Origin of the sequence: Paraburkholderia sp. UCT31 (assembly GCF_014397655.1) — a bacterium.
GTDB lineage: Bacteria > Pseudomonadota > Gammaproteobacteria > Burkholderiales > Burkholderiaceae > Paraburkholderia > Paraburkholderia tuberum.
Genome location: NZ_VZQP01000109.1, coordinates 1 through 10,823 on the forward strand (window position 1 = coordinate 1; position 10,823 = coordinate 10,823).

General features: G+C 60.2%; 14 protein-coding genes and 1 pseudogene. 9 read left to right on the plus strand and 6 right to left on the minus strand.

Annotated features, from left to right (window positions below):
- Positions 1-193: 193 nt before the first annotated feature.
- The 4 genes from F6X40_RS43735 (at position 194) to F6X40_RS40010 (ending at position 4,004) form a co-directional block, all read left to right on the plus strand.
- The gene (locus F6X40_RS43735) at positions 194-796 is read left to right on the plus strand and encodes a hypothetical protein (RefSeq protein ID WP_410452711.1); all 603 of its coding nucleotides are present in this window, start codon (positions 194-196) and stop codon (positions 794-796) included.
- 736 nt (positions 797-1,532) lie between these two features.
- Complete coding sequence (gene istA / locus F6X40_RS40000) at positions 1,533-3,035, plus strand: IS21 family transposase (protein WP_187631678.1); 1,503 nt, start codon at positions 1,533-1,535, stop codon at positions 3,033-3,035.
- Positions 3,022-3,789, plus strand: a complete 768-nt coding sequence (istB, locus tag F6X40_RS40005; protein ID WP_187631679.1) for an IS21-like element helper ATPase IstB — start codon at positions 3,022-3,024, stop codon at positions 3,787-3,789. Before istA ends, istB begins: the two co-directional genes overlap by 14 nt.
- Positions 3,786-4,004, plus strand: a complete 219-nt coding sequence (locus F6X40_RS40010) for a hypothetical protein (RefSeq protein ID WP_187631680.1) — start codon at positions 3,786-3,788, stop codon at positions 4,002-4,004. The genes istB and F6X40_RS40010 overlap by 4 nt, the downstream gene beginning before the upstream one ends.
- A gap of 534 nt (positions 4,005-4,538) precedes the next feature.
- Here the strand turns inward: F6X40_RS40010 and F6X40_RS40015 are convergent.
- The gene (locus tag F6X40_RS40015; RefSeq protein ID WP_187631681.1) at positions 4,539-5,030 is read right to left on the minus strand and encodes a GNAT family N-acetyltransferase; all 492 of its coding nucleotides are present in this window, start codon (positions 5,028-5,030) and stop codon (positions 4,539-4,541) included.
- Positions 5,031-5,161: 131 nt separating this feature from the next.
- Positions 5,162-5,761 carry an IS1595 family transposase gene (locus F6X40_RS40020; protein ID WP_187631682.1) on the minus strand — a complete coding sequence of 200 codons (600 nt, stop codon included), beginning with the start codon at positions 5,759-5,761 and terminating at the stop codon, positions 5,162-5,164.
- On the opposite strand from F6X40_RS40020, the pseudogene F6X40_RS42990 reads away from it, so the two are divergent.
- Together F6X40_RS42990 and F6X40_RS40025 are read left to right on the plus strand one after the other, a co-directional pair.
- Positions 5,760-6,034: pseudogene (locus F6X40_RS42990) on the plus strand (hypothetical protein). The gene F6X40_RS40020 and the pseudogene F6X40_RS42990 overlap by 2 nt on opposite strands.
- Before the next feature lie 175 nt (positions 6,035-6,209).
- The gene (locus tag F6X40_RS40025) at positions 6,210-6,932 is read left to right on the plus strand and encodes an H-NS family nucleoid-associated regulatory protein (RefSeq protein WP_187631683.1); all 723 of its coding nucleotides are present in this window, start codon (positions 6,210-6,212) and stop codon (positions 6,930-6,932) included.
- 64 nt (positions 6,933-6,996) lie between these two features.
- On the opposite strand, the gene F6X40_RS40030 is transcribed toward F6X40_RS40025, so the two are convergent.
- Positions 6,997-7,635: a sel1 repeat family protein gene (locus F6X40_RS40030; RefSeq protein ID WP_187631684.1), complete on the minus strand. Its 639-nt coding sequence runs from the start codon at positions 7,633-7,635 to the stop codon at positions 6,997-6,999.
- Between the two features lie 430 nt (positions 7,636-8,065).
- Between F6X40_RS40030 and F6X40_RS40035 the strand changes: the two genes are divergently transcribed.
- Positions 8,066-8,803, plus strand: a complete 738-nt coding sequence (locus F6X40_RS40035; protein WP_187631688.1) for an SIR2 family NAD-dependent protein deacylase — start codon at positions 8,066-8,068, stop codon at positions 8,801-8,803.
- Between the two features lie 40 nt (positions 8,804-8,843).
- A complete protein-coding gene (locus F6X40_RS43740) occupies positions 8,844-8,984 on the plus strand; it encodes a muconolactone Delta-isomerase family protein (protein ID WP_187631685.1) in 141 nt (46 codons plus the stop codon).
- Here the strand turns inward: F6X40_RS43740 and F6X40_RS40045 are convergent.
- The 3 genes from F6X40_RS40045 to F6X40_RS41995 all read right to left on the minus strand — a co-directional run bounded on the left by F6X40_RS40045 (position 8,920) and on the right by F6X40_RS41995 (position 9,843).
- On the minus strand, positions 8,920-9,111 hold the full coding sequence (locus F6X40_RS40045) for an SDR family NAD(P)-dependent oxidoreductase (protein WP_187631686.1): 192 nt from the start codon (positions 9,109-9,111) through the stop codon (positions 8,920-8,922). The two genes, F6X40_RS43740 and F6X40_RS40045, sit on opposite strands and share 65 nt — an antisense overlap.
- An 11-nt stretch (positions 9,112-9,122) precedes the next feature.
- Complete coding sequence (locus F6X40_RS42995) at positions 9,123-9,254, minus strand: hypothetical protein (RefSeq protein ID WP_262421731.1); 132 nt, start codon at positions 9,252-9,254, stop codon at positions 9,123-9,125.
- 97 nt (positions 9,255-9,351) lie between these two features.
- Entirely contained in the window at positions 9,352-9,843 is a 492-nt protein-coding gene (locus F6X40_RS41995) for an SDR family NAD(P)-dependent oxidoreductase (protein ID WP_316251892.1), read from the minus strand.
- Positions 9,844-9,884: 41 nt separating this feature from the next.
- On the opposite strand from F6X40_RS41995, the gene F6X40_RS40055 reads away from it, so the two are divergent.
- Positions 9,885-10,733 carry a DUF1524 domain-containing protein gene (locus F6X40_RS40055; RefSeq protein WP_187631687.1) on the plus strand — a complete coding sequence of 283 codons (849 nt, stop codon included), beginning with the start codon at positions 9,885-9,887 and terminating at the stop codon, positions 10,731-10,733.
- Positions 10,734-10,823 lie beyond the last annotated feature (90 nt).

A 10,823-nucleotide genomic window follows, 5' to 3' on the forward strand; every position in this document is an offset into this window, starting at 1 on the left:
GAGAAGAGGGGCTCGTTTGCGAGCCAAATTCACCGAAATGAGCGTCGATTCGATTCGTTATCCAGAAAATTTGACGCGTCTTGATCTGCAAGCCGATCCGACAGTTCATTAATCAGCGTTTCCCTAGGGCGTCAGGCTTTGGCTGCGGCTTAGGGCTATTCTTTGGTCTTGTCCTTTGATGGCGAGGATACTCATGTCGAACCTGCAGCTGCCGCCAATTTTCTGCTGGACCAGGATGGGCACGGAATCCGGTGAAGAGCTCGTGCCCATCGCGAAGCGGAAGGAATGGGAGCGGCAGCCAGGAGACGGAGCGTTCTTCAGGGGCATCGTCCAGTCGCTGGGCAATGCGCCAGCCACTGCCGCGGAAAAACTGGGCTCGCTGGCCGCGGTGTTTTCTCCGATGCCCAGCAGACCGAAAGCGATTGACGTCACACCCGGGGACGTCGCTCTGTGGACAGCACGCGTTGCCGCCGACGGCTCAGTTAGCCCGCTGCCGCCGCATGTACTCATCACAAGCCGGGCGACGTTACCGTCAGGCAAGCGGAAACTTCACCACTATGCGCTCACCTGCCGGGCGGACACTCCGTTGACCACCCATCTCGATGCGAACGTCTATCCCGCGTTTCTCACAAACCATGTCCTTGCCGCAGTGGGGGCGTTTATCGCCAGTGTGCCGGGAATATCGCGCCGTTGGCTTCTGTTGCCAGCACCAGCCTCTCTCGTTGTGAACGGCTGTGAGAAGCCGACACTAAACGGCGGCATCGATCAGAAATGCGGAATGGTCATGCTCTGCTGAGCGGTTTGGGAATGTTTTGCGCGAAGAGGGGGAGGCGCGCTACCGGGTGCGTCGGAAGGAGCCCGTAGGGCGAGTGCAGACGCACCCGACGCGGCTCGTTTCAGGAAGTGGTGACGCTGAAGTCGGGATGCGGTAGAAGAAGGCTTACCGCCGAAGAAACAGGCCCGACACCGGCTCAAACCGCCAAGTTCACTCCGATGTCGAGCCCCACACGCGCATGGGGCACGGGTGCCGGGCCAGTATGGCACGACCCACCAGTCCCCTCGACAGCGTTTCGGCATTGACGGGGATTGCCGATGCCGGCCACCGGCCGCCTGTTCGTGTGCGCCCGCTGCCGGACGCAGGTCGTCGTTTGCCGCCGTTGCGACCGCGGCCAGATCTACTGCGACGGTGACTGTTCTGAAGTCGCACGCCAGGCCAGCATGCGCGTGGCCGGCCAGCGCTATCAGCGCAGTCGTCACGGCCGCTTCGCGCATGCCGAACGGATGCGCCGCTATCGCAACCGCCAGGATAAAGTGACGCATCAGGGTTCCGCTGTACCTGCCGCCGATGCTCTACTGGCACCGACTTCGACGACGTCGGCGGCAACAGCAGCGGTGTCCGCCACCGCCCCAGATGTGCCTGAGCGTTGCCATTTCTGCCACTGCGTCTGCCCGGACTTCGTGCGCCTCGGGCCATTACGCCGTCGGGTCTTCCGTGATGTTCGTACTACTACCTACTGCACAGGAAGTGACCCATGACCATTGGAGTTGAACTCGAGGCGCAGATCCTGCGCTACTACCACGTCGAGAAGTGGCGCTGCGGCACCATCGCACGGCAGTTGCACGTGCACCGTGGCACGGTCCAGCGCGTGCTGGCGCAGGCCGGTCTGCCCCGCGTCGGCGGGATGCTCAGACCTTCGCAGATCGATGCCTACCTGCCGTTTATCCATGACACGCTCAAGAGGTTTCCGTCGCTCACGGCCAGCCGGCTGTATGCGATGGTCACCGAGCGGGGCTACCGTGGCAACCCTCATCATTTCCGGCACCTGATCGCGGTACACCGTCCGCGTCCTACACCAGAGGCTTATCTGCGGCTACGCACCTTGCCTGGAGAGCAGGGCCAGGTTGACTGGGCCCATTTCGATCACCTGCAGATCGGGCGCGCGCGCCGGCCGCTCATGGCCTTCGTCATGGTGCTGTCGTGGTCGCGGCAGATCTATCTGCGCTTCTTCCTCGATGCCCGCATGGACAGCTTCCTGGGGGGCCACGCCGGCGCGTTCGCGGCGTGGTCCGGATTGCCAAGGATCCTCCTCTACGACAATCTCAGGAGCGCTGTGCTCGAGCGTCAGGGTGATGCGATCCGCTTCAACCCGACGCTTCTCGCGTTCGCCGCTCATCATCGCTTCGAGCCCCGTCCCGTGGCAGTGGGCAGAGGAAACGAGAAGGGACGCGTCGAAAGAGCTATCAGGTATGTACGTGAGAATTTCTTTGCCGCGCGCAAGTTCGCCGATCTCGACGATCTGAACATCCAGGCCGCGCAATGGTGCGCGGGCATGGCGGCGGATCGTCCCTGCCGGGAAGAGCCCACGATCACGGTGCGCGAAGCCTTCGCCCGCGAGCAGCCCAGCCTGCTTACGTTGCCGGAGAACCCGTATCCCTGCGAACTGCAACTGGCCGTGAAGGTCGGCAAGCAGCCGTATGTGCGCTTCGATCTGAACGACTACACGATCCCGCATACCCACGTGCGGCGCGTGCTCACGGTCCGGGCCGATCCCCGGCAGGTGCGCATTCTCGACGGCGCCAATCTGCTTGCAACTCATGTGCGCAGTTACGATCGCGGCGCGCAGATCGAGATTGCCGCGCACATTGACGCCCTCGTTGCACGCAAACGCGAAGCGCGTCACCATCGCGGCCTCGATCATCTCGCCCGCGCAGCGCCGGCCAGTCACACACTCATGCTGCGCGCGGCTGAACGCGGCGCCAATCTGGGCAATATCACCGCCCACCTGCTGCGGCTGCTCGACCGTTATGGTGCAGCCGAACTGCAGGCAGCGATCGAGGAAACGCTCGCCAGCGACGCCGCGCCTCACCAGAATCCGGTGCGTCTGGTGCTGGAGCGTCGGCGCGGGTCGCGCAAGGTACCGCCGCCAGTGACGGTGAACCTGCCCGAGCACGTGCGTAGCAAGGACACGCTGGTGACCCCTCACCGGCTCGACATCTACGACCAGATAACGGGAGGTACTGATGAGCTCGCCTGAGAACCTGCAGGAGCGCGCGAACGCCCTGCGCCTGTACGGGCTGCTGGCGCATTGGCCGGATCTCACTGACGCCGGCTGGATTGCGCCGCTGCTGCAGTGGGAAGAAGACGAGCGTGCCCGCCGTTCGCTCGAGCGACGCATCCGGGACGCCCATCTGGGCAGCTTCAAACCGCTGTGCGACTTTGACTGGGCCTGGCCCACGCGCTGCGACCGGGCCGCCGTCGAAGAACTGATGTCGCTCGAGTTCGTCAGGGACACCGCCAACGTCGTACTGATCGGCCCGAACGGCGTGGGCAAGTCGACCCTGGCGCTGAACCTCGCCTACCAGGCGCTCGTCAACGGGCACACGGCGCTGTTCACAACTGCTGGCCAGATGCTCGGTGAGCTCGCCGCGCTTGACAGTGACTCAGCGTTACGCCGGCGGCTGCACCGGTACGCCACGCCTGACGTGCTCGTAATTGACGAGGTCGGATACCTGTCCTACTCGAATCGCCACGCCGACCTGCTGTTCGAGCTGATCAGCCGCCGGTATGGCGCAGCGAGCACCGTGGTCACCACAAACCGGCCGTTCGCAGAATGGTCGGAGGTGTTTCCGAACGCCGCCTGCGTCGTCTCGCTGGTTGACCGGCTGGTGCATCGCGCCGAAGTCGTCGCGATCGAAGGCGAGTCCTACCGGGTGAAGGAGGCACGTGAACGGGCCGAGCAGCGCGCAAAGAAACGCAGCGCGGCACGCCTGGAGAAGAAGAAATCATGAAGCGCCTTCACCTGCCTTCGGGCATCACTCACGCGCTGGACTTCCTGATCCCGGACAACTGGTCCGCAGATCAGGCGCTCGCCGTCGTGGAACTCATCGACGATCTACGCGAGCGTATCGCCTCGCACTATCAGATTCCGCTAAACGACCTGCTGCACGAACAGCGCGCGCCTCCCGACAATCCTCACCCTCGCGACATCGACGATCCATTCTGATGGCCATCACCCAACAACAGCGGCCCATAACCGCCCCTGTTGTTGACGCTTCTACTCAACTTTGCGCCGCCATCTAATGGCGCTTGTACACCGCCGCTAACACTCGTCTGGGTGGCTACCGGAACTTCAACTATTCGACACAGCCGCCGGTCCAGGTCGGTGAGCGCGTTCATGTCTCGGGCGACTCCCTGAGCGCGTCGTAATCAGCCTCCAAAACCGGCGGGACCGCCGGTTGCAGAATGGCGCTGTTCGCGTTATGTATTGATTTTGTCCACCCTAATGCCATACAAGGGGGCGGCTGGGCGGACGGAACGGTATCAACGGATGCTCGAAGAGTCGAACACCTGATGCCTAAGCGGGGGGCTGGCCAAGCGCATCGTAATGCGAACGGGCGGGTGACGCTGCCGGACATTAGCCACCGTGACTAGCAAAGGCCGACCGTCTTGAAAAAGCCCTTTCGAATTGGCGCATTCAGCTCAATCGAAAGGGCTTATGAATAAAGGAACGTACTGGTTCTAGAGCTATCGGACTACTTCACACGGTCACCATCGCCATAATAAGGACGTCATCATACTTTCCATCAAGGAATCTAACCTTCCGTTTTACGCCCTCTTCAATGAAGCCATTACGTTGATAAAGCTCGATTGCAGTTGTATTGCTGACGTACACCTCAAGTTCGATGCGAGTAAGACCTGTCTCGATTGCTCGCTGAATTGTCGCTAATAGCAAAGCCTTGCCTATTCCGCAGCCTCGCAACGATTTGACTACTCCCATGCCCAGCGCCCCAGTATGGCCAAAACCTGGTAACGTGCGGGGAATAATGTCACACCAGCCAACAACGTCGTTGTCGTGCAGCGCTACGAAGTGCGCATGATTGTTCTTGACATTATTCGCAACAACTTCGTTTGCCCATTCAAGCGAACGAGCTTCCGTCTGCCCGAGATAGATGCGCTCCCGAGCAACTGCATCGAGTGCGTTTCGAAAACCGGGGGCGTGTTCGAGACTGATTGGTACGACACTGGCCATAGCTTCTCCTGGAGGGTCTCAACACTCATTAAACGAAGTCCTTCGACTATGCGACGTATAGGTACTTTGCAAGCCAACATGGCACGTAGTCAAGAGCCCACCGACACCAAGCAGTTTTAGAGCTGTCTGCCTTACGTGTTAATGAGTTGGCGTCCAAGGGCGGACGCTATGAATTGCTCGGAGGTGACGCCGTCCTTGAACCAGGTCAGGATGCGCTGCCAAGCCAGGTAGTTGGGCAAGTACTTGGTCGCCACGCCGCGCAAACGAACGTTAATCCAGCCCTTCAGGCGCGAGTGGTAGCTGTTGACGTTTTGTACGTGAAAGGAAGGATTGATAGGCGAGCCGTGCTTGGACGCGCTGAACATCTTCAAGGTGACGCCCAGCTCTCGGGGCAACGCGTAATACGCCGCGTTACCATCGGAGCACACAATAGTGTCGGGCGTCACGACGGGGCGTAGCGTTTCCACCAGCACCCGTGCGCTCATCGTGGGCATCACCCGGTCTGCCGTGAACCGCTGGCCTCGTGCGATGGCGACGAGCACTGGAACCTGCTCCTTGGAGAGGCCGCGTTTCTTGGCTTTGCCGCCCCGATGTCGCGGCGGCCGGGGCAGCTTTCGCTGCCCCTTGAGCGAATGCAGAAAGTAGGTTTTATCGGCTTGGCACCCCCACAATCTGCGTCGTTCGTCATTGTCTGGCACCCGCCAGAACCGGGCAGGACAGGAGAACTCCATGAAGCGCGCTACCCTTTTTCTCGCAGTGGGAATTTTCGCTGCCTGTGCTTCCAGCGCGGCTTTCGCTTACGTCGACATCGGAGTTTTTCTGGGCGTCCCTGGTCCCGTATATGTCGCGCCACCTCCGGTCGTGTACGAGGCGCCGCCCCGGGGGGCTACACGCCGGCTCCAGTCTATGGCTACGGATACGGCTATGAAGGCGGTTACCGCGACGAGCGCCGATGGCATGACCACGGTCGGCACCGTGGGTGGGGACACCATCGTCACGACTGATTTGCCACTGCTGGCCCTCGATAGCGTGTGATTGGTCGCAGTCGGAACTGTGCGCGACTCTTCCTCGACATGAGCCATTTCTCGCAGCACGGTATCTCTTCGGCCATCCAGCTAGAAGTAGCGCAATGCATCTCGCGCATGGCATAGTGCCGGCATCTCAACTACGGAGGTGCGAATGACGCCCCTGGAATCCTTGCAAGCAAAAATCCAAAAACTGCAGAACCAAGCAGACGCACTCATCGCGAAGAAGTCGAGCGCTGTTATCGAAAAGATTCGCGAGTTGATGTCAACGCACGGCCTGACGACAGCTGACCTTGACGCGCATGTTGGCGAAAAGAAACGCGGACCGAAAGCCGCAGCTAAATCTGCGGTCATCGCCAAGCCGTCCGCAGCGAAATATCAGGACCCGAAGACAGGGGCTATATGGTCCGGACACGGACGCGCCCCGGGTTGGATTGCGAACGCGAAAGACCGCAGCAAATTCCTGATTGAGGGTAGCGCCGATGCAGTCGTCGCTGCAGGCGTGGCAAGTGCGAAGAAGGCCAAGACCGCGGGCAAGAAGGTCTCGTCGTCAGTCGGCGCCGCTGCTGGCACGGGTCAGCCGAAAGGTCCGCAGCCGGCTAAGTATCGCGACGCGAAGTCCGGTGCGACTTGGAGCGGGCGCGGTCCGGCTCCGGCGTGGCTAGCCGGTGCGAAAGACCGGGCAAAGTTTTTGATTGCTAGCGTTAGCGGAGTTGCAGATTCTGGCGCTGCGAGCAAGCCGAAAGTCGTCGTCGCGAAGAAACCCGCGATAAAGGCGGCGGTAGCGAAGAAGGCACCGGCGAAGAAACTGGTTGGCGCCAAAAAGGTGGGCACGACGACGAATGTCGCGGCTGCGCCGGAAGCTGCGGCCGCTTAATCGACCGTGTAAGCGAGCACACAGAGCTCGCTTTTTTTGCGTCGGCACGCGCGATTGGCGTGGCTTAACTCGAACGGGTTCGCAATGCGTCCAGGCGGGCGGCGCATTTTGCGTTCGAACCACCACGCTTGTAGGCCTGTGCCGCCTTTGTGCTGTCGGGGACGACGTCGCCGGGAGCACTCGTACCCCAGCGTCCCTCCCAATACAAGCCCAAGTTATACGCGGCCGACCGGTGTCCAAGCTCCAAGGCCGTGGCATACATGTCCTTGGCCATCTCAAGGTCGGCGTCCATGCCACGACCAAGCCTCGCGCTGTCCGCAAGAGCCGCTGCCGCCATGCCGCGAAGCGGGTCGGTCGCCATATCGTCCTTCAGGACATCGCCCAGAATGACGTGTCCGCCCTCGAAATCGGCAGGCCCACCTGTCTCCGTGACAAGAGACAGTGCAAGGGCGACGCGGAGCGACGGGTGCCGGTCAGGGCCAACCCGTTCAAGAAGGCGCCGGCCGAGATAGGGTGCGCCCGGCAACGGGCTTGTGAGCAGGCCATTCGCAATGGCCGCGATTGATTCAAGTGAAAGAAATCCAACCTTGTTCGCTGACACAACGTGCCGGAAGAACTTTTCTATGTCGAGTGCCGGGTCGCTCTGGCGAAGTTGTGCCCACTCACGTTCAATTTGGCCCAACCAGCTGGAATCTACAGACATCAGATTTCGCGTCCTGTGGTGAGTGATGCGCACAATGATACCTCACCGCTACTGCTGTCCGATGCCCCAAGCCGGGCGGGGCTGTGTTCGCTATAGCTCAAGTCGTTGACTTCCGCTCTGCCCGAACAAGGTTCTCATTGATTTTTCCGTCGCGGCTCTGCTGGCTTCCACTACGCCGAAGCGCCTAGCGTTTTCGGCAGGGACCTTTTTCGGAACTCACCGGCATCAACTCGATGCGCAATACTCGGACATGGCCCACCACTGGCGAAACCGTTTTACGCTACTGGGCGGAACGTCCAAGTAATTTTCGTCGACAGTCGTCGTAATCTATTTGGAGTGAGAGGTGACCGATTCGCAAGACGAGAAGCTGGAGACAGCTGCCGCCTGGCTGCGAGAGGCCGACGGGCTTCTAATTACCGCGGGCGCGGGTATGGGTGTCGATTCGGGCCTGCCTGACTTTCGCGGCAGGGAAGGCTTTTGGCGTGCCTATCCCGCACTTCAGCACCAAGGGTTGTCGTTCGAGGACATGGCAAACCCTGCAAGTTTCGCGAAACATCCTGAGTTGGCCTGGGGCTTCTACGGACACCGCCTGAAGCTTTACCGCGAGACCGTCCCGCATGAAGGTTTCGCGATTTTGCGCAGGTGGGCGGACCGCATGGTCCATGGCGCCTTCGTGTTCACTAGCAACGTGGACGGCCAGTTCCAGAAGGCCGGGTTCTTGGAAAGCCGGGTCCACGAATGCCATGGGTCGATTCACGCTCTTCAATGCATGGATGTCTGCACCAATGACACATGGTCGGCCACGGAATTTCATCCAATCGTCAACGAGGAGACGTCGACGCTGGAAAGCCCAATGCCTCGTTGTCCCCGGTGCGGTGCGCTTGCGCGGCCAAATATTTTGATGTTTGGGGACTACGGGTGGGTTGGCGTGCCCTATGAAAAGCAACGGGAGCGCCTGGACGCTTGGATTTCATCGGTATCGAAGCTGGTCGTCGTGGAAGTAGGCGCGGCGAAAGCACTCCCCATGGTGCGGCGCTTCAGCGAGCGAAATGCGCGCCAACGACTTATTCGAATAAATCTTCGGGAGCCAGATGCAAACCCATTGCATGGTGTTGGATTCGAAGGAGCAGCCGCCGCAACACTGAAACTACTCGACTCTCGGTTGTGAGTCGCGCGCAAATGAACGCATCTGCTGCATGGGACGACTTATGAGCACCCACGCTGACAGTCGCTACAACGACATCATCTCCGGCTTGCCGCTGGTTCCATACATCTCGATTAAGGTTACTGCGCTCCGACGGCACCCCTCGTCGAGACGATGGAGAAACAAGCACGGGCGGATTGCTTAAGTTTGTCTTCGTTCCGTGCGAGCAGCACGACATTCGCACCCATCGCCGCCAGGCGCGATGCGGTTGCGGCACCGATGCCAGACGACGCGCCGGAGACGACCGTGACGGCTCCTTTAATCAGCGACATTCGGTTTCTCCTTATTTAGTAGTGGGGCGCGTGTACTTTGCCTGCTTCGCGGCTTTAACGGGTTCAGGAATCGGGCCTCGGTTCGCCTCGGCTTCCCCCTTGGGTTTCTCGTCGCCGCCGACGACGTGGTCGACGTCGTCCATGAGCGCTTCGAATCCTTGCTTCGCGACCAACGTCTTGTCGTTTTACTTTGCTCCGCCAAGCGACGTGTTGCCCATTCCGGCGTTCGCACGGAATTCGCTATCGGTCGCGCCGGGCAGCAGGGGCAGTTACCGTGACTCCGGTTTCTCGCAACTCTTCGCGCAAAGATTCTGCAAATGAGAATCCGAACGCCTTGGATGGGCAGTAAACCGTCTCGTATGGCGTTGGTTGTAGCGCTGATACAGAAGAGACGATGAGGATGCGGCCCCTTCCGTTCTTGACCATGTGGGGCGCGACGCGTTTGGCCATGTGGACGGTTCCGTTGACGTTGATTGCGATGAGTCGGAATTCGTCCTCGAGCTTTGTATCCACGAATGCGCCGCCCAGACCGATGCCAACATTAAGGGCGGCCAGCTCGACCGGGCGACCCAAGTCTGCTACGAAACGCCAGAAACTCTCGACACCCTCGTACGTCGCCGCGTCAGCCTTGTGCGGATATCCGGCACTACATCCGCAGTCTCGGACAGGCGTCGACGCTCTGGCATTACATACACAACCCGGAACCCTACCTGCCGCCGGAGACCATCCTATGGCTCGGCCGAATCGAGCGGCTCCGCTGGGGTTCTTTCAAGTTGTTGGTTCTTGCTGCTTTCCAGGCTCTGGCCGCCATCAACCCGCTCGTCGTCTCGCAGCCTGAGACGGCGCAGGCCAGCTTCGCACCGGTTGACCCGCTTCTACAGCAGGTCGAGCGCTTCATTTTAATGGTGTTCTACATCAGCGAGCGGCGAGCCCATACCGGGAAGGCGGATATTTACAGGCAGGCGCACCGGCTGTCCAGGGACGCAGTCGCCGGTGACCGCAGCAGTGTCACGGCGGCGCTGGGGTTAGCAACGCGGTTTGTCGGGGCGTTGAATGACAATTACGACGGCGAAGTGCGCAACCACAGTCTGCCGGAAGATGACTTTCACGGCTGGACCGGCCATTTCGACCTCGCGTACTTTAGTGACACCGCGAAGCGCAGGCTCGACCGTGACAAGGGGTTCTACGAATGGGACTTCACGCGAGTAGTGCTTTTCGAATATGAACTGTCGCCGCAGGGTGCCACGAACCCTCCGAAGGTCAGCTGGAAGGACGCTTCGTTTACATCTATCGAACACATTTACCCGCAGACACCGAAGGACCCGTCATGGACCAGCCGTTTCGCGTTCGACGGTCGGCAAGAGCGTAAGCGCCAGATGTGGTTGAACTCCTTGGGCAACCTTCTGCTGCTGTCCTGCGCGGTCAATGCGACCCTGAGCAATCGGCCATTCTCTGAAAAGAAGAAAAAATACGCGACCGGCAGCTACAGCGAGAACAACGTTGCGCAGAATTATGAATGTGGTCGCCGAATGCGGTTGTCAGGCGAGGCGTTTCGTTACTGGAGTTCGCCGAGGAGCGCTGGGGTTTCTGAGCTTGCCCGTAAAAAATGGATCCCTTGCTGAGTGTGTAAAACTCACGCGAGGAGGAAGGAAAGATGGGTAATCCGAGAGCACGGTACACGCAGGAATTCATGATAGAAGCCGTGCGCATGG